This window comes from Streptomyces xingningensis, assembly GCF_054957865.1.
This window is the reverse complement of record NZ_JBDJPF010000017.1, coordinates 71,862-88,271: the sequence shown is the minus strand read 5'-3', so window position 1 is coordinate 88,271 and position 16,410 is coordinate 71,862. Positions and strand designations below refer to the sequence as shown.

Genomic DNA, 16,410 nt, shown 5'->3' with positions numbered 1-16,410 from the left:
CGGGGGGCCGCGACCGGGCCCGTAAGCGCTCTGTGGGGAGCCGCTGAACCTGCGCTCAGAGCGAACAGTTCCCCATGCGGGATGGCGGCCGCCGACCAGCGCGTTAGGGTCCGTAGATACGAGGGCAGGGGAAGACTTGGAGCGCGCCGGAGGGTACCGGCCCAGGCGACCCCGGCCCCGAGTGAAGACGCGGAGACGGCCCGTTGCCGTCAGAGACGAGCAGGTGGATCACGTGATGAATCTGATGCCTTCCGCCGCCGGCGGGCCTTCCATCGGTGGTGGCCTCGGCGACCAGGTCTACAGCCGGCTGCTCGACGAGCGGATCATCTTCCTCGGCCAGCAGGTCGACGACGACATCGCCAACAAGATCACGGCGCAGCTGCTGCTCCTGGCCGCGGACCCCGACAAGGACATTTACCTCTACATCAACAGCCCCGGTGGTTCGGTGACGGCCGGCATGGCGGTCTACGACACCATGCAGTACATCCCGAACGACGTGGTCACCATCGGCATGGGCCTCGCCGCCTCGATGGGCCAGTTCCTGCTGACCGGTGGCACCGCGGGCAAGCGCTTTGCGCTGCCCAACACCGACATCCTCATGCACCAGGGCTCCGCGGGCCTCGGCGGCACCGCCTCGGACATCAAGATCCAGGCCGAGCAGCTGCTCCGTACCAAGAAGCGGATGGCGGAGATCACCGCCGAGCACACCGGCCAGACCGTGGAGACGATCATCCGCGACGGTGACCGCGACCGCTGGTTCAGCGCGGAGGAGGCCAAGGAGTACGGGATCATCGACGAGATCATCACCCACGCCTCCGGCGTTCCGGGCGGCGGCGGCACGGGGGCCTGAGCCCCGGCAGTACCGCTCAAAGCCGTATCCCAGCCCACCGACCGCCATCAGGATGGTGAACACCCGCATGAACAACTTCCCCGGCAGTGGTCTCTACACCGGCCCCCAGGTCGATGCGCGCTATGTCGTGCCGCGCTTTGTGGAGCGCACCTCCCAGGGCGTTCGTGAGTACGACCCGTACGCGAAGCTCTTCGAGGAGCGTGTGATCTTCCTCGGCGTCCAGATCGACGACGCCTCCGCCAATGACGTCATGGCACAGCTGCTGTGCCTTGAATCAATGGATCCCGACCGGGACATCTCGATCTACATCAACTCGCCCGGCGGCTCGTTCACCGCGCTGACCGCCATCTACGACACGATGCAGTTCGTGAAGCCCGACATCCAGACGGTCTGCATGGGCCAGGCGGCCTCGGCCGCGGCCATCCTGCTGGCCGCCGGCACCCCGGGCAAGCGGATGGCACTGCCCAACGCCCGGGTCCTGATCCACCAGCCGTCCAGCCAGACGGGCCGTGAGCAGCTCTCCGACCTGGAGATCGCGGCGAACGAGATCATGCGCATGCGCACTCAGCTGGAGGAGATGCTGGCCAAGCACTCCACCCAGCCGGTCGAGAAGATCCGCGACGATATCGAGCGCGACAAGATTCTCACCGCCGAGGAGGCGCTTGCCTACGGTCTGGTCGACCAGATCGTGTCCACGCGCAAGTCGTCCGTGTCCGTCTGACGTCTGTCTGAGTACGGTTCTCGGACACAGTGCCGCCGGTACCCCCCTTGGCCCGAGTAGGTACAAGGGGGGCCCGCACGGGGGGCCCGGCAAGGTACCGTCGATAGGCAAGCACTCGGGTTCGCAGAACAAGGCGGATCCCAGGCGAAGGGGAAGCACCTCGTGGCACGCATCGGTGACGGCGGCGATCTGCTCAAGTGCTCGTTCTGCGGAAAGAGCCAGAAGCAGGTGAAGAAGCTCATCGCGGGTCCTGGTGTGTACATCTGCGACGAGTGCATCGATCTCTGTAACGAGATCATCGAGGAAGAACTCGCGGAGACCTCCGAGGTGCGCTGGGAAGAACTCCCCAAGCCCCGCGAGATCTATGAGTTCCTCGAGGGTTATGTCGTCGGCCAGGAGGCCGCCAAAAAGGCCCTGTCGGTGGCCGTCTACAACCACTACAAGCGGGTGCAGGCCGGCGAGTACGGCGGGCACAACCGCGACGACGGCATCGAACTGGCCAAGTCCAACATTCTGCTGCTGGGCCCGACGGGTTCGGGCAAGACCCTGCTTGCGCAGACGCTGGCGCGGATGCTCAACGTCCCGTTCGCGATCGCCGACGCGACCGCGCTGACCGAGGCCGGCTATGTCGGCGAGGACGTCGAGAACATCCTCCTCAAGCTGATCCAGGCCGCCGACTACGACGTCAAAAAGGCCGAGACCGGCATCATCTACATCGACGAGATCGACAAGGTCGCCCGAAAGAGCGAAAATCCTTCGATCACCCGGGATGTGTCGGGCGAGGGCGTTCAGCAGGCCCTGCTCAAGATCCTGGAGGGGACCACCGCCTCGGTCCCGCCGCAGGGCGGCCGCAAGCACCCGCACCAGGAATTCATCCAGATCGACACGACGAACGTCCTGTTCATCGTGGGCGGCGCGTTCTCCGGACTGGAGAAGATCATCGAGTCCCGGGCCGGTGCCAAGGGCATCGGTTTCGGCGCGACGATCCGTTCCAAGCGCGAGATCGAGGCGAGCGACCAGTTCCAGGAGGTCATGCCGGAGGACCTGGTCAAGTTCGGCATGATCCCGGAGTTCATCGGCCGGCTGCCCGTCATCACCTCCGTGCACAACCTCGACCGTGCGGCGCTGCTCCAGATCCTGGTGGAGCCGCGTAACGCGCTGGTGAAGCAGTACCAGCGGCTCTTTGAACTCGACGGTGTCGAGCTCGACTTCGACCGCCCGGCCCTGGAGGCCATCGCCGATCAGGCGATCCTGCGGGGCACCGGGGCGCGGGGATTGCGCGCCATCATGGAGGAGGTGCTGCAGTCCGTGATGTATGAGGTGCCCTCGCGCAAGGATGTCGCGCGGGTCGTCATCACCGCGGATGTGGTGCAGTCCAATGTCAACCCGACGCTGGTGCCGCGCTCGCGCGGCGGCGAGGCGGGCGAGCGGCACGAGAAGAGCGCATAGCGGACGCATAGCGGACACCCCTCGGGCGCCCGGCCATGATGGTGCCGGGCGCCCTTTTTGTTTACGCGTTGTGCCGCTGCCAGGCCCGGTATACGTCGGTGGCGGCGTCCCGGGGTGCATAACGCATCGGCAGCCGGCGCTCGTTCCACGGTTTGGCGAACTCGCCGTAGAAGGTGCCGAGTTCGAAGTACTTCCGGTCGTCCACATAATGCGGCGGGAGATTCCTGCTTACCTTGCGGCAGCGGGCTTGACGCGCTTCGCGCGCCTGACGACGCTCAGCACGGACTTCGCCACCCGGCGCCGTATCGACGAGCACTTCGCCGCGCATGGGGTGCGCCCGGACATCGCCGTCGAGGCGAACTCGGTCAGCGCGCTGGTGGAGATAGTCACCCGGACCGGGCTGGCCACGGTGCTGCCCGACGCGATCGCGCGGGAGCAGCCGCGACTGCGGCCGGTCCCGCTGGAACCCGCGCTGCCCGCACGCTCGGTGGCGCTGCTCCGCCGGGAAGCGGCCTTTGAGAGCGCCGCGGCCCGGGCGTTCGCGGAGCTGGCCAGGGGGTGGGGCGGGGCGGGCAGTGCCACTGAAGGATGACGGATGATGCGACCTGGGTCTGATTACTCCAAGTTCCGCCTGGCTAGCCTCTGTTGCTGTTGTTGCTGTCACAGATCACAGGGGTGGGAGTTACGTATGAAAACAAAGCGAAGCAGGGTGCGCAGGGGTACGGTCGCGGTCTGGGTGGCCGCGACCATCGCCGCGACGGCGGCTGCGACGGGGTCGGCCCAAGCCATGTCCGGGGGTGTGCAGTTGCCCCAGCGGGGCGCGGCCCCCTGGCTCGCGACCCTGGCCGCCAAGGGCAGCGGGCCGCTGCTGGGGCGGGCGGCCTGCGGCGGCACCCTCATCGCGCCCGACCGGGTGCTGACCGCCGCGCACTGCCTCGACGGGCTGGACATCCGGAAGCTCGAGGTGCACATCGGATCCTCGGTGCTGTCCCGGGATCCGGGCACGGTACGCGACATACGCAAGGCCAGACTGCACCCGGACTACAAGCTGCTGCCCTCCCCGGCCGCACCCGACAAGCCGGAAATGTCCTCGGCCGCCTACGACTTGGCGGAGATCCGGCTCAACGCCCCGGTCCGCGGCGTCACACCGCTCCCGCTCGCCGAGCAGCGCCCGCGCCCCGGCACCCATGTGGTGGCCTTCGGCCATGGCATCACCCGCCCATGGGATCCGTCCCACCCGCACCGGAAGTTCCGTGGCGATGTGCTGCGCCGAGGCGACCTGACCGTCCGGACCCATGCGCAGTGCGCCGCCCAGACCCCGGCGGTGGTGGACAAGGCGTCGGTGTTCTGCGCCCGCGACCTGGACGGCGGTGGCGTGACGATGTGCACCGGCGACAGCGGAAGCCCGCTGATCGCCCGGGGGCGCCGGGGACCGGAGCTGGTGGGCGTCTTCAGCTTCGCCGGTGAGACGGCGGGCAAGGCGTGCGGCCGGCCGGCGGACGCGGGGTTCGCGGATGTGGCGGGGCTGCGGGGGTGGGTGCGGCGGTAGGGGCGGGTCCCATCCGGGACTTCGAAGACGATCACGCGACACTGCAGCCCCGCTCACTTGGCGGGCTCGCGATTGTAGAGCTTCTTGGCCCATAGGTAGCTGCCCAGAGCGATCAGGGCGCACCAACCGATGGCCAGGATTGCGCTGTTGTTGATCGGAGTGCCCAGCAGCAGCCCGCGCAGGGTTTCGATGAACGGGGTGAACGGCTGGTACTCGGCGAACCACTTCAGCCCTGTGGGCATCGTGTCGGTGGGGACGAACCCGCTGCCCATCATGGGCAGGATCATCAGCGGCGTCAGCATGGTGCTCGCGCCGGCGACGCTCTTGGCGACCATGGCCAGTGCGACCGACAGCCAGGTGAGCGCGAGGATGATCATTGCGAGCACGCCGATCGCGCCGAGCCATTCGCTGAAGTCCGCGGTCGGCTCGAATCCCACCAGCAGCGCGACCCCGATGACGGCAGTGATACTCAGCAGGGTCTGGATCAGGCTGCCCAACACATGACCGGTGAGTACCGAGACCCGGGCGATGGCCATGGTGCGGAACCGGGCGATGATGCCCTCGGTCATGTCGATGGCCACCGAGATCGCCGTGCCCTGAGCCGCGGTCGCGACAGTTATCAGGATGACGCCGGGGACGACGTAGTTCGCGTAGGCATCCCGGCCGCCCGACGGCCCGCCAAGGCCGGTCCCGAGGATGCCGCCGAGAACGTAGACGAACAGCAGCAGGAAGACCACCGGAACCCCGGCGGCCGTCAGGATGAGCGTCGGATAACGCAGCATGTGCCGCAACTGGCGGCGCAACATGGTCGCCGAGTCGGCAAAGGCATGGGAAACCGCACTGGAAACGGCGCTCATCGGGCGGGCTCCTGTTCCGTGACCGGGTTGCCCGTCAGGGCGAAGAAGACGTCATCGAGATCGGGGGTGTGGACCTGCAGTTCGTCCACGGTGAGCGAGGCGTGGTCGAGCCAGTCCAGCAGTGCGCGCAACGACCGGACATCGCCCTGGCTGGGGATCTGCAGGGTGCATGTCTCATCGTTGCGGGACACCACGTCCAGCGTCCGGGCCGCGTGATCGTAGCCGCGTGGGTCGGCGAAGCGCAGGGTGATGTGGCCGCCGCCGACCTGCCGCTTGAGCTCCTCCGGCGAGCCTTCCGCGACCAGCTTTCCCTGGTGCAGCACCGCGATCCGGTCGGCGAGCTGGTCGGCCTCCTCGAGGTACTGGGTGGTGAGGAAGATCGTGACGCCCTCGTCGGTCACCAGCCTGCGGATGATCTCCCACATGGTCCGCCTGCTGCGCGGGTCCAGTCCGGTGGTCGGCTCGTCGAGGAAGATCACGCGGGGCCGGCCGACCAGCGTCATCGCGAGGTCCAGGCGGCGGCGCATCCCGCCGGAATACGTCGCCGCAGGCTTGCGGGCCGCGTCCACCAGATCGAACCGCGCCAGCAAGTCCTCGGCACGCTGCCGCCGTTCCCGGCGGGGCAGGCGGTTCAGGTCGGCCATCAACAGCAGGTTCTCCTGGCCGGTGAGGAAGCTGTCCACCGCCGAGAACTGGCCGGTGACGCCGATCGCGGCACGGACCGCGTCCGAATCCCGGACCACGTCCCGGCCGGCGACCCGCATTTCGCCGGCGTCGGCGCGGATGAGCGTGGACAGGATTTGCACCACGGTGGTCTTGCCGGCGCCGTTCGGGCCGAGCAACGCGAAGACGGATCCCGCGGGGATGTCGAGGTCGATGCCGTCGAGCACCATGTGGTCGCCGTACGTCTTGCGTACTGCAGTCGCCGCGATCGCGCGGTGACCGAGATCGGTGGTCATGGGTTTCACTTCCGCTCTGGTGAGACGGGCGCCGTATGGAGCGTCTTTACAACTCAGCGAAAGTTACGTTGCATTCACGTAATCGTCAATCATGTACAGGTGAAGCAACTTCATATCTGCTGGTCAGCACCGTAAAATCATTGCATGGCGCATGCTGGCTAATGCAACAGGGATGCGTTGCATTAAGCTGGCCTCGACGCCGACAGTGGAGGACACCCGATGCCCGGTGACAGACTCACCCTCCAGGACCGCCAGCAGATCGCCGCAGGACTGCGCGAGGAGCTGACCTACGCCGCCATTGGCCGCCGCATCGGGCGGCCGACCTCCACCGTCACCCGCGAAGTGATGCGCAACGGCGGGCCGCGCGGCTACCACGCCGAGATGGCTCACCGGGCCGGTACGGGACACATGCGTCGGCGCAAGACCACTCCGCCGACACCGTCACCGGGAGGTGCCCACCTCGGCGGGCGCGATCCACGACTCGTGGACGAAGTGGGCACGCAGAGCGTGGAACTGATGATTCAGGCGGGGCTCCCGCAGATGATGGCCAGGGTGCTCGCCGCGCTCTTCACCGCCGACAGCGGGAGCCTCACCTCCGCGGAACTTGTACGACGCCTGCACGTCAGCCCCGCTTCCATCTCCAAGGCCATTGGCTACCTGGAAAACCAGGCACTCATCAAACGTGAACGCGACCCGCACAGCCGCGCCGAACGTTACTCCATCGACGACGACGCAGCGTTCCACTCCATCATGGCCAGCGCGCGCACCCAGACCCAGATCGCCGAAGCCTGCAAGATCGGAGCCCAGAAACTGGGCGCCACCACCCCTGCCGGCGCTCGCCTGGAGAACACCAGCCAGTTCCTCCTCCACGTCATCGATGACCTGGTTCGCTCGGTCCAGCACTGGCACAAGGTCTACTCCACCCACCCTCGGAAGACGTCCGCGACCGACGATTGAACAGATCACGTTGACCTCAGGTCTCGCCGCGTCACGTCCGTCAGGAGCGCCGGGGGCGAAGGCTGGGCCAGCCCTTGTCTAGGCTTTGCGGGCGAGCAGGTGAATCTCCTGGAACTGCCGTCGGTCGGTGGGCTGAGGCTCGCGAACCATCCGGGCCACCTCGGTCAACCCGGACGTGCGCAGCATCGTGGCGAGGTGATCAGGCCACCACCGGTAGGCCGGCGCGACTGCGTGATCGAAGACCTGCGTCGGGTGAGACGGATCGTCGCTTGCCGAAAAGCCGACCAGAAGGTGGCCGCCCGGTGCCAGCACGCGGTGGAACTCCGCCAGGATGACGGGGAGTTCTTGCGGCGGAGTGTGGATGATGGACCAACGTGAGAGTGCGCCGCCCAGCACGCCGTCGGCGATGTTCAACGCGGTCATCGAGCCCACGTCGAACCGCAGGCCAGGATGGGCCTGTCGAGCCAACTCGATCATCGCAGGAGAGGCATCAACACCAAACGCCGCCAGCCCCAGCTCGCCCAGATGAGCGGTGATATGGCCAGGCCCACATCCCAGGTCCGCGACCTGGCCGTCCCCACTCGCGCTTACGGCCTCGGCGAAGGCACCCAAGATCGCGCGGTCCAGGGGACTGTCACGCAGCGAGTCGCGGAACAGCTGCGCATAGGTGGAGGCAGCAGCGTCGTAAGCCTCACGGGTGGCACTGAGGGCATCGTCTTCGACCATGCTCACGACATTAGTTCCTGGGGCCGAGGCGAGCCGAGAGGATTACGATCTTCCCTCCCACCCGTTCGCCCGGGGATTCCCGTCGTCCCTCACCAGAAGCAGCGATCCCCTTTGCCGGGGGCGCTCACTCGTCGAGGCAGTCGGCGAGGAAGCGGGCGTCCCGGCCCAGGACTTGCAGGTATGCGTCGGCGGCGCAGCGGACGGGGCGGTGGTCGCCGGTGCCGAAGTCGAGGTCGGTGCGGACCTGGTCGATGAGGGCGTCCCAGCGGTTTTTGGCAACAGTGCCGGTGGTGAGCTGATCGGCCCGGGATTGCGCTTCGGCGAGCATGAGTTCAAGGTGCGCGCGCAGGGTGCGGGTCAGTTCGTCGATCTCGCGGAGGGGTGGGCGGGTGACTCGCTCCTGGAGGGCGCGGCGGATGGTGGCGCGGATGGTGGTGAGGTCCAGGGGGGTGTTGTCGCCGGTCATGAGGGTCATGAGGGGCGGGGGTTGCTGGGGGTCGTGGGGGTGCATGGGTGGGCTCCTGTAGGGGATGAAGGGCAGCGCCCGCACGATGGAACGCTGATCACGACGCCTCCTGAGGCGTGATCCCAAGCAACCACTGATCTCAGCTCGTCCACGAGGCCACGAGGATGCAAGAACGATGCAAGTTCGTGTGCGAAGGGTGAGAGCTATTCGAACATAGGGCAAGAGCCGTGTGGGCGCGGTACGTTCACTGCGCCCGGTGATGCCTCAAGAGCTACTCGGAGGCGACATGGCCGCCAGACGCGCCGCCCCCAATCTCCGGCTCCGCGCTGTACGTGAGCTGGAATTCCAGATGAGTCGCCAGGAATTCGCGAAGGCAGTTGGCGACGCCGGGCGTGCGATGGGGGAGAACGTTGGCTGTGCAACCCGGCTTATCGCCGCATGGGAGGACGGCACTGTTGCCTGTCCACGCCCCGCGTATCGGCGCATCCTCACGCAGATGACCGGCCGTTCCATGACCGAGCTTGGCTTTCACATCGCCTCAACTCGACCGCCCGTCAACGCCCCGGTTGTCATCGGTGCGGTCGGCTCGGCGGAGGAGAGTGACGTGGAACGGCGTGCTTTTCTGCTCGATGGAGCGGGTGTGGCGCTTGCCCTGCCGACCCGTGTCCGGGGGGTCGAACGATGGGCAGGAAGGGTTGGAATGGGTGAGGTGCGGAGCGTGACCCAGGTTGTGCGGGTCATGTATGAACACGATCACGACCATGGGTCTGCCCAGCTGCGGCGGGCCGCGGCTGAGGCGCTGCACACGGCCTATCTGTGGTTACAAGAGGGCACCTATACCAAACGGACGGGGGGATGCCTCAGGTCGGCCACGGGCTTTCTGGCCATCGCCTCTGGCTGGCTCTCCTATGACTCAGGCCGGGCTGCTGATGCCCGCTCGCTTTACAACGAGGCACTCGCCTCAGCCAGGATCGCCGGTGATCTCGGGCTGGAAGCGCTCGCGTTCAGCTGCTTGTCCTTGCTTGCCAAGGCGTCAGGGCGTCCGCGTGAAGCGATCTCCGCCGCGCAAGCCGCGCAAACTGCCGCCTGCACGCTCGGCTCACCGCGCATGCTTGCCCTCTTCCACATGCGCGAGGCCGGTGGTTGGGCGCTTACCGGGGACCGCGTCATGACAGATCGCGCGATCGTCCGAGCCCATACCTCGTATGCCAAGGGCGGGCACGACAGTGACCCCGACTGGCTGGAGTTCTTCCATCCTGGGGAGCTCGCCGGGCTGGAATCACTCTGTCGTGCCGACCTCGGTCAGCATGAGCGGGCTGCTGCTGGTGCCGAGCAGGCCATTCTCCTGCACGGTGAGCGCTTCGCCCGCAATCGCGCCTTGTACACGGCCGATGTTGCCATCCAACATGCTGTGCGGGACCGCCCGGACCCTGAAGCCGCTGTCGAGGCGGCGGGTCGCGTGCTGGCGTTCCTTCCTGAGGTGCGTTCCGACAGGCTCTTGCAGTCACTGCAGAACGTTGCGGGTGCGCTGCAACGTCACTCCCGTCACCCGGCAGTTGCCGACTGGCTTGAGGAGTACCGCACAGCCATCAGTTTCAGATGAAGGGGAAGACGGTTCGTGAACCCAGGCAATCATGCGGACGCTGTGATTCACACCTATGGACCCGGCGAGATCCTGCCTCTGCTCGATACGCTCGCCGACATCTGGGCGGATGCGCATCCGGAACTCGTCGGGTCGTGTGAGTCTCGGGTTGAAGGGCTGTCTGTCGACTCTTTCCGCCGCCAGGTCACGGGGCACCTTGCACATGAAGGTTTCAGCCTCGTCGGGGCGTACACAGACGGCACCTTGGTTGGGTTCGGCTATGGGTTCCCCTGCACGCCCGCATACTGGTTCGGTGCTGAACTGCTCCCACAAATTCCTGAGCAGGCTCGTACAACGGAGCATCTCATGGGCTTGTGCGAGCTGGCTGTCCGTCCACCGTGGCAGTCTCGAGGCATCGGGTCGGCTTTGCATGCCGCGTTGCTCAAGTCGGTCGGGCCGCAGTGGACTTCGCTGCTCGTACTGCCCGAGAACACGCGAGGCCGTAGTCTCTATGAGCGGCTTGGATATCGGTATGCCGGACCATATCAGAACGCGCCTGACGGACCGGTTTTCGATTTGTTGCTCTTGTACACCCTCTCGGCCGGGACGTGCGCGCCGGACTGCTGACCGAACGGCTCGCTGTGCGTGCGGCCCGTCACTTCTCCTTGCGAACCTCGTTGCGGACCTTGGCCGTTGCTTCGGACAGGTCCTTGATGGGCATCACATTGCCGGTGGAGTCCTCAGGGCCGTCGCTCTTGGAGACCTCGTGCTGAACGATTCCAACAGCACTGGAATCGCTCCAGATGCAGAAGGCGACTTCCATCGTCGTCGACTGCTCGGAGTTGGTGATGGTGGACTTCGCAGTGATGGTGGACTTCTGTGACTCGCACTTCATCACCGCTCCATCGAAACCATTCGGGTGGAAGTCGGTGAGGGGCGTCACCGTTTCGACTTTGATGTCGCCCTGGTTGTCCTTGAGGTTCTGCTGGTTCTCCTTCTGCTGCTTGTCCAGAACCGCCAGGTAGTCGTCCACGGCCTTGCGGGGATTTGCGACGTCGCCATAGTCGCCCACCACGGACAGGCCCTGCTTCTGGGCATTGTCGTAAGAGGCGCTGACCGCCTTGCCGTTGGGAATGTTGACGGCCTTGGCGACCTTCTCGTTGGTCATCTTCGACAGTCGCTCCGAGAGCGGTGTCGTCTTCTTCGAGTACTGCCCGTCCAGCAGCTTGTCCGGCAGTGCGATGGTGTAGGGCTTCACCTTGCCGTCGCCCCCGTCGGCACCCTTGAAAAGGGAATAGGCTCCACCTCCGATCGCGCCGATGAGGACCACCACGCCGACGGCGATGCCGATGACCTTGCCCTTGCCGCCGCGCTGCGGGGGTGCCGGTGGCGGGTAGGGGGCGGGCATTCCCGGCTGCATGCCGTAGGGCTGCTGGCCATACGGCGGTTGCTGGGGCGGCCGGCCCGGGGGTGGGGGATAGGAGCCCTGGGTGTATGGGTTGGGCTGGCCGTATGGGTTGGGCTGACCGTGGCTCATAGGGGCTCCTTCGGGGCCGATCGCCTTGCCGGAGTTGTCACTTCTCCTTGCGGACTTCGTTGCGGATCTTGGCCGTCGCCTCGGACATCTCCTTGGCGGACATCAGCCGGCCGGAGGAGTCGGTGCCCGAGCCGAAGGGTGAGCCCTTCTCCATCCGCTGGCTGATGACGCCGAGGGCGCTGGTGTCACCCCAGATGCACTGGCTGTACTGCGACTCTTTACTGATGGAGTCGAAGGTGGAGCTGACCCTTCTCACGGTACACTTCAGCACCATGCCATCGAAGCCGTCCGGGTGGAACTCCGTGAAGGGCGTAACGATTTCGACCTTGGACGTCGTGGTCTTCTGCTGCTTTTCCTCAATGTCCGCGATCATGTCATTGACCGCCTTCTTGGGGTCGGCGAGCTTTCCATAGAGGCCGATGACATTCAGGTCCTGCTTGCCGTCTTTGAGGTAAGCCCCGGATACCCCCTTCGCATTGGTGATGCCGTGGTCCCGGAGCTTCTTGTCGTTGCTTTCGTCGTGCGTCTTGTCCGAGCCCGCGGCCTTGGTGTACTTCCCGTCCAGCAGCTTGTCCGGGAGGACGATCGTGTAGGGCTTGACGTTCCCGCCGTCGCTGCCCTTGAAGAGCACATACGCCCCGCCCGCGATCGCGGTGATCAGTACCGCCGCGCCGACGACGATGCCTATGACCTTGCCCTTGCCGCCGCGCTGCGGGGGTATCGGCGGCGGGTAGGGGGCGGGCATTCCCGGCTGCTGCATGCCATAGGGCTGCTGCCCGTAGGGCTGTTGGCCGTAAGGCGGCTGGTCGTACGGCGGTTGCTGCGGGGGTGTTCCGTAGGGGCCGTACGGGCCCGGCTGCTGGGGCGGCCGGCCCGGGGGCGGGGGATAGGAGCCGTAGCCGGGCTGCCCATGGGGGTCGCCCTGGGCGTAGGGGTTGGGCTGGTCGTGACTCATCCTGGTTCTCCTCCGGCCAATCGCCTTGCAGGGGTGGTTACTTGTCCTTGCGTACTTCGCCGCGGACCTTGGCCGTCGCCTCGGAGAGTTCCTTGGCGGACATCGCCTTGCCGGAGGAGTTGACGGTCGGGCCGAGCGACCGGCCAAGGATGGAGGTGCTCTTCTGCACCTTGTGCATGACGGTGCCCACGGCGCTGCCGTCGCCCCAGACGCACTGGCTGTACTGCCGGTCATTGGTGAAGGTGGTGAAGGTGGTGGTGGCCTTTTTGAGGGAGCACTTCAGCACGATGCCGTCGAAGCCTGCCGGATGGAATTCGGTCCAGGGCGTGACCAGCTCGGTCTTGTTGACGGAGCCCTGTTCCACGGGCAAGGAGGTCTGCTCCAGATCCTTGTCCAGAATCGCGATCTTGGCGTCTACCGTCTTCCTGGCGTCGGCGAGCTCGCCATAGGCGCCGCCGATATACAGGGTCTGCCGGTCGTCATTGGCGTAGGACCCGGAGATCTCCGTGCCGTTGACGATGCCGCGCTTCTTGAGTATCTCGTCGTTGCGGCCGTCGCTCGGCTTGTCGTCCTTCGGTTCCGGCTTCTTGGCGTACTGTCCGTCCAGCAGCTTGTCCGGGAGGGCGATGGTGTAGGGCTTCGCCCCCGGGCCGTCGTTGCCGCCGTCCTTCAGGAGGGCGTACGCCCCGCCCCCGATCGCGCCGATGAGCGCCACCGCGCCGATGGCGATGCCCAGGGTCTTGCCTTTGCCGCCGCGCTGCGGGGGCTGGGGAGGCTGGCCGTAGGGGCCCGGCTGGATATGGCTCATGGTGTGTCTGGGTCTTTCTTTGGTTCGCCGTGCGGGACGCACAGGGGAATGCATCATCCTTGCCGATGGCTTATCCCGGCTTTACGCCGGGGGTGCAACGGTTTTGAAACAGCGGTAAGGAATGGGCGGTTGGGGGTTATTTGTCCTTTCGGGTCTCATAGCGGATCTCATCGCGGATCTTGGCCGTCGCCTCGGCCGGTCCGTTGGCGTCGCCGGGCGGGAGGAGAGGGGGCATTCGGACATCTTTCCGGACGGGGCGCCGGGGGCCGCGCCTGGGGGCGGAAACGGGTTCGTGGGCTGTCCGTGGTGCCCCGTAGAATCCGTCCGTGACCGAGAACACTCAGCAGCCAGACAACAGCGCCCCCGAACTGCCGACCCAGTACGCGCCGGCCGAAGTAGAGGGGCCGCTGTATGAGCGCTGGGTAGAGCGGGGTTACTTTGCAGCCGACGCCAAGAGCGGCAAGAAGCCGTACACCATCGTCATCCCCCCGCCCAATGTCACCGGCACCCTCCACCTGGGCCATGCTTTCCAGCACACGCTGATGGACGCCCTCACCCGCCGCAAGCGGATGCAGGGCTATGAGTCGCTGTGGCTGCCCGGCATGGACCACGCCGGCATCGCCACCCAGAACAAGGTCGAGCAGCAGCTCGCCGAGGAGGGCAAGTCCCGCCAGGACCTGGGGCGCGAGGCGTTCACCGAGCGCGTCTGGCAGTGGAAGGAGGAGTACGGCGGCAAGATCCTCGGCCAGATGCGCCGGCTGGGCGATGGCGTCGACTGGTCCCGGGAGCGCTTCACCATGGACGAGGGCCTCTCCAGGGCCGTCCAGACGATCTTCAAGAGGCTCTATGACGACGGGCTGATCTACCGCGCCGAGCGCATCATCAACTGGTGCCCGCGCTGTCTCACCGCCATCTCCGACATCGAGGTGGACTACCAGGAGGACGACGGCGAGCTCGTCTCCATCCGCTATGGCGAGGGCGAGGACTCGCTCGTCGTCGCGACCACCCGTGCCGAGACGATGCTCGGCGACACGGCCGTGGCCGTCCACCCGGAGGACGAGCGCTATGCGCATCTCATCGGCAAGCGGATCAAGCTGCCGCTGACCGACCGGACCATTCCCGTGGTGGCCGACACCCATGTCGACCCGGAGTTCGGCACCGGTGCCGTCAAGGTGACCCCGGCACACGACCCCAATGACTTCGCCATCGGCCAGCGCCACGACCTGCCGTCGATGACCGTGATGGACGAGCGCGGCAACATCACCGTGCACGGCCCGTTCCTGGGCCTGGACCGCTTCGAGGCACGCTCGGCGATCGTCGGCGCGCTGCGCGAGCAGGGCCGGATCGTCGCCGAGAAGCGGCCGTACGTCCACTCCGTCGGCCACTGCTCGCGCTGCAAGGCGACCGTCGAGCCGCGGCTGTCCATGCAGTGGTGGGTCAAGGTCGAGCCGCTCGCGCAGGCCGCCGGTGACGCGGTCCGGGACGGCCGGGTGAAGATCCACCCCGAGGACATGTCGAAGCGCTACTTCGACTGGGTCGACAACATGCACGACTGGTGCATCTCGCGCCAGCTGTGGTGGGGCCACCGCATCCCGGTCTGGTACGGCCCGGACGGCGAGACCGTCTGCGTCGGCCCGGACGAGCAGCCGCCGACGGGTGAGGGCTGGCATCAGGAGACCGATGTCCTGGACACCTGGTTCTCCTCCGGGCTGTGGCCCTTCTCCACCCTGGGCTGGCCGGAGCAGACCCCGGACCTCGAGAAGTTCTATGCGACCGATGTGCTGCTCACCGGCCACGACATCATCTTCTTCTGGGTCGCCCGGATGATGATGTTCGGTCTGTATGCGATGGATGGGGTCGCGCCGTTCCACACCATCGCGCTGACCGGTCTGGTCCGTGACGAGCACGGCAAGAAGATGTCGAAGTCCAACCCCAATTCGGTCGACCCGCTGGACTGGATGGACGCCTATGGCTCGGACGCCGTCCGCTTCACCCTGGCCCGGGGCGCCAACCCCGGTGCCGATGTGCCGATCGGCGAGGACTGGGTCCAGGCGTCCCGCAACTTCGCCAACAAGATCTGGAACGCCACCCGCTTCGCGCTGATGAACGGCGCGACGGTGGAGGGCGAACTGCCGTCCGCCGAGCGGCTGTCGGCGACCGACCGCTGGATCCTGTCCCGGCTGAACGCGACCGTCGCCGAGGTGGACGCGCACTACGAGGACTACCAGTTCGCCAAGGTCTCCGATGCGCTCTACCACTTCGCATGGGACGAGGTCTTCGACTGGTATGTCGAGCTGTCCAAGACCACCTTCATGGGCGGCGGCGAGCCGGCCAAGGTCTCGGCCCGCGTCCTCGGCGAGGTCCTCGACGTCACGCTCAAGCTGCTGCACCCGATCGTCCCCTTTGTCACCGAGACGCTGTGGACCACGCTCACCGGCAAGGAGTCGCTGGTCATCGCGGAGTGGCCGCAGGACTCCGGCTTCCGGGACGCGGCCGCCGAGCGGGAGATCGAGGAGCTCCAGCGGGTGATCACCGAGGTCCGCCGCTTCCGCTCCGACCAGGGCCTCCAGCCCGGCCAGCGGGTCCCGGCGCAGCTCGGTCTCTCGGGCACGGAGTCTTCGGGGTTGGCCGCCCACGAGGCCGCGATCCGGCAGCTGCTGCGGCTGCAGCCCGCCGGGGAGGGCTTCCACGCCACCGCGACCCTGCCGGTGGCGGGTGCGACGGTCGCCCTCGACCTGTCCGGTGTCATCGACTTCGAGGCCGAGCGCAAGCGGCTGGCCAAGGACCTCGGTGCGGCGGAGAAGGAGAAGGCACAGGCCAACGCCAAGCTGGGCAATGAGGCGTTCCTGGCCAAGGCCCCCGACAACGTCGTGGAGAAGATCCGTAAGCGGCTGGCCACGGCCGAGGCCGACATCGAGCGGATCACCGCGCAGCTGGCCGCCCTGCCGAAGGGCTGAGACCGGGCCCATACGACCGGGCCCATACGAGAGGCCC

At 66.6% G+C, this 16,410-nt stretch carries 17 protein-coding genes; 9 read left to right on the top strand and 8 right to left on the bottom strand.

Annotated features, from left to right (window positions below; all coding sequences use genetic code 11):
- The first annotated feature begins 244 nt into the window (after positions 1 to 244).
- The 3 genes from ABCR83_RS11895 to clpX all read left to right on the top strand — a co-directional run bounded on the left by ABCR83_RS11895 (position 245) and on the right by clpX (position 3,020).
- Complete coding sequence (locus tag ABCR83_RS11895; protein WP_462694903.1) at positions 245 to 850, top strand: ATP-dependent Clp protease proteolytic subunit; 606 nt, start codon at positions 245 to 247, stop codon at positions 848 to 850.
- A 52-nt stretch (positions 851 to 902) separates the two neighbouring features.
- Positions 903 to 1,571 (top strand): ATP-dependent Clp protease proteolytic subunit, encoded by a 669-nt coding sequence (locus tag ABCR83_RS11890; protein ID WP_462694877.1) that lies wholly within the window; start codon positions 903 to 905, stop codon positions 1,569 to 1,571.
- A 162-nt stretch (positions 1,572 to 1,733) separates the two neighbouring features.
- Complete coding sequence (gene clpX / locus ABCR83_RS11885; RefSeq protein WP_462694876.1) at positions 1,734 to 3,020, top strand: ATP-dependent Clp protease ATP-binding subunit ClpX; 1,287 nt, start codon at positions 1,734 to 1,736, stop codon at positions 3,018 to 3,020.
- 61 nt (positions 3,021 to 3,081) lie between these two features.
- Here clpX and ABCR83_RS11880 read toward each other — a convergent pair whose 3' ends face one another.
- A complete protein-coding gene (locus ABCR83_RS11880; RefSeq protein ID WP_462694875.1) occupies positions 3,082 to 3,225 on the bottom strand; it encodes a hypothetical protein in 144 nt (47 codons plus the stop codon).
- Positions 3,226 to 3,267: 42 nt separating this feature from the next.
- Between ABCR83_RS11880 and ABCR83_RS11875 the strand changes: the two genes are divergently transcribed.
- Entirely contained in the window at positions 3,268 to 3,612 is a 345-nt protein-coding gene (locus tag ABCR83_RS11875; protein WP_462694873.1) for a LysR substrate-binding domain-containing protein, read from the top strand.
- A gap of 96 nt (positions 3,613 to 3,708) precedes the next feature.
- Positions 3,709 to 4,569, top strand: coding sequence for a S1 family peptidase (locus tag ABCR83_RS11870; RefSeq protein ID WP_462694872.1), 861 nt, complete (start codon positions 3,709 to 3,711; stop codon positions 4,567 to 4,569).
- 53 nt (positions 4,570 to 4,622) lie between these two features.
- On the opposite strand, the gene ABCR83_RS11865 is transcribed toward ABCR83_RS11870, so the two are convergent.
- Positions 4,623 to 5,426, bottom strand: a complete 804-nt coding sequence (locus ABCR83_RS11865) for an ABC transporter permease (protein ID WP_462694871.1) — start codon at positions 5,424 to 5,426, stop codon at positions 4,623 to 4,625.
- Positions 5,423 to 6,385, bottom strand: coding sequence for an ATP-binding cassette domain-containing protein (locus ABCR83_RS11860; RefSeq protein ID WP_462694870.1), 963 nt, complete (start codon positions 6,383 to 6,385; stop codon positions 5,423 to 5,425). The genes ABCR83_RS11865 and ABCR83_RS11860 overlap by 4 nt, the downstream gene beginning before the upstream one ends.
- Before the next feature lie 219 nt (positions 6,386 to 6,604).
- Between ABCR83_RS11860 and ABCR83_RS11855 the strand changes: the two genes are divergently transcribed.
- Positions 6,605 to 7,342, top strand: a complete 738-nt coding sequence (locus ABCR83_RS11855; protein WP_462694869.1) for a GbsR/MarR family transcriptional regulator — start codon at positions 6,605 to 6,607, stop codon at positions 7,340 to 7,342.
- A 78-nt stretch (positions 7,343 to 7,420) separates the two neighbouring features.
- Here ABCR83_RS11855 and ABCR83_RS11850 read toward each other — a convergent pair whose 3' ends face one another.
- Together ABCR83_RS11850 and ABCR83_RS11845 are read right to left on the bottom strand one after the other, a co-directional pair.
- Complete coding sequence (locus ABCR83_RS11850; protein ID WP_462694902.1) at positions 7,421 to 8,068, bottom strand: class I SAM-dependent methyltransferase; 648 nt, start codon at positions 8,066 to 8,068, stop codon at positions 7,421 to 7,423.
- Between the two features lie 124 nt (positions 8,069 to 8,192).
- A complete protein-coding gene (locus tag ABCR83_RS11845; RefSeq protein ID WP_462694868.1) occupies positions 8,193 to 8,579 on the bottom strand; it encodes a DUF6415 family natural product biosynthesis protein in 387 nt (128 codons plus the stop codon).
- Positions 8,580 to 8,820: 241 nt separating this feature from the next.
- On the opposite strand from ABCR83_RS11845, the gene ABCR83_RS11840 reads away from it, so the two are divergent.
- Positions 8,821 to 10,137, top strand: a complete 1,317-nt coding sequence (locus ABCR83_RS11840) for a hypothetical protein (protein WP_462694867.1) — start codon at positions 8,821 to 8,823, stop codon at positions 10,135 to 10,137.
- A 15-nt stretch (positions 10,138 to 10,152) separates the two neighbouring features.
- Entirely contained in the window at positions 10,153 to 10,743 is a 591-nt protein-coding gene (locus ABCR83_RS11835) for an N-acetyltransferase family protein (protein WP_462694866.1), read from the top strand.
- Between the two features lie 28 nt (positions 10,744 to 10,771).
- Here the strand turns inward: ABCR83_RS11835 and ABCR83_RS11830 are convergent, their stop codons facing one another.
- The 3 genes from ABCR83_RS11830 to ABCR83_RS11820 are packed head-to-tail and all read right to left on the bottom strand — an operon-like array spanning position 10,772 to position 13,416.
- Positions 10,772 to 11,653, bottom strand: a complete 882-nt coding sequence (locus ABCR83_RS11830) for a hypothetical protein (RefSeq protein ID WP_462694865.1) — start codon at positions 11,651 to 11,653, stop codon at positions 10,772 to 10,774.
- A gap of 37 nt (positions 11,654 to 11,690) precedes the next feature.
- Positions 11,691 to 12,608 carry a hypothetical protein gene (locus ABCR83_RS11825; protein ID WP_462694864.1) on the bottom strand — a complete coding sequence of 306 codons (918 nt, stop codon included), beginning with the start codon at positions 12,606 to 12,608 and terminating at the stop codon, positions 11,691 to 11,693.
- A gap of 37 nt (positions 12,609 to 12,645) precedes the next feature.
- Positions 12,646 to 13,416, bottom strand: coding sequence for a hypothetical protein (locus ABCR83_RS11820; protein WP_462694863.1), 771 nt, complete (start codon positions 13,414 to 13,416; stop codon positions 12,646 to 12,648).
- Between the two features lie 326 nt (positions 13,417 to 13,742).
- Here ABCR83_RS11820 and ABCR83_RS11815 point away from each other — a divergent pair, with 326 nt between their 5' ends.
- Positions 13,743 to 16,373 carry a valine--tRNA ligase gene (locus ABCR83_RS11815; RefSeq protein ID WP_462694862.1) on the top strand — a complete coding sequence of 877 codons (2,631 nt, stop codon included), beginning with the start codon at positions 13,743 to 13,745 and terminating at the stop codon, positions 16,371 to 16,373.
- The last annotated feature ends 37 nt before the right edge of the window (positions 16,374 to 16,410 follow it).

Excerpts from the sequence above, each read along its gene's own strand:
- ABCR83_RS11895 (WP_462694903.1), top strand. The coding sequence starts at position 245 with ATGCCTTCCGCCGCCGGCGGGCCTTCCATCGGTGGTGGCCTCGGCGAC.
- ABCR83_RS11890 (WP_462694877.1), top strand. The coding sequence starts at position 903 with ATGGTGAACACCCGCATGAACAACTTCCCCGGCAGTGGTCTCTACACC.
- ABCR83_RS11870 (WP_462694872.1), top strand. The coding sequence starts at position 3,709 with ATGAAAACAAAGCGAAGCAGGGTGCGCAGGGGTACGGTCGCGGTCTGG.
- ABCR83_RS11865 (WP_462694871.1), bottom strand. The coding sequence starts at position 5,426 with ATGAGCGCCGTTTCCAGTGCGGTTTCCCATGCCTTTGCCGACTCGGCG.
- ABCR83_RS11860 (WP_462694870.1), bottom strand. The coding sequence starts at position 6,385 with ATGACCACCGATCTCGGTCACCGCGCGATCGCGGCGACTGCAGTACGC.
- ABCR83_RS11855 (WP_462694869.1), top strand. The coding sequence starts at position 6,605 with ATGCCCGGTGACAGACTCACCCTCCAGGACCGCCAGCAGATCGCCGCA.
- ABCR83_RS11850 (WP_462694902.1), bottom strand. The coding sequence starts at position 8,068 with ATGGTCGAAGACGATGCCCTCAGTGCCACCCGTGAGGCTTACGACGCT.
- ABCR83_RS11845 (WP_462694868.1), bottom strand. The coding sequence starts at position 8,579 with ATGCACCCCCACGACCCCCAGCAACCCCCGCCCCTCATGACCCTCATG.
- ABCR83_RS11840 (WP_462694867.1), top strand. The coding sequence starts at position 8,821 with ATGGCCGCCAGACGCGCCGCCCCCAATCTCCGGCTCCGCGCTGTACGT.
- ABCR83_RS11830 (WP_462694865.1), bottom strand. The coding sequence starts at position 11,653 with ATGAGCCACGGTCAGCCCAACCCATACGGCCAGCCCAACCCATACACC.
- ABCR83_RS11825 (WP_462694864.1), bottom strand. The coding sequence starts at position 12,608 with ATGAGTCACGACCAGCCCAACCCCTACGCCCAGGGCGACCCCCATGGG.
- ABCR83_RS11820 (WP_462694863.1), bottom strand. The coding sequence starts at position 13,416 with ATGAGCCATATCCAGCCGGGCCCCTACGGCCAGCCTCCCCAGCCCCCG.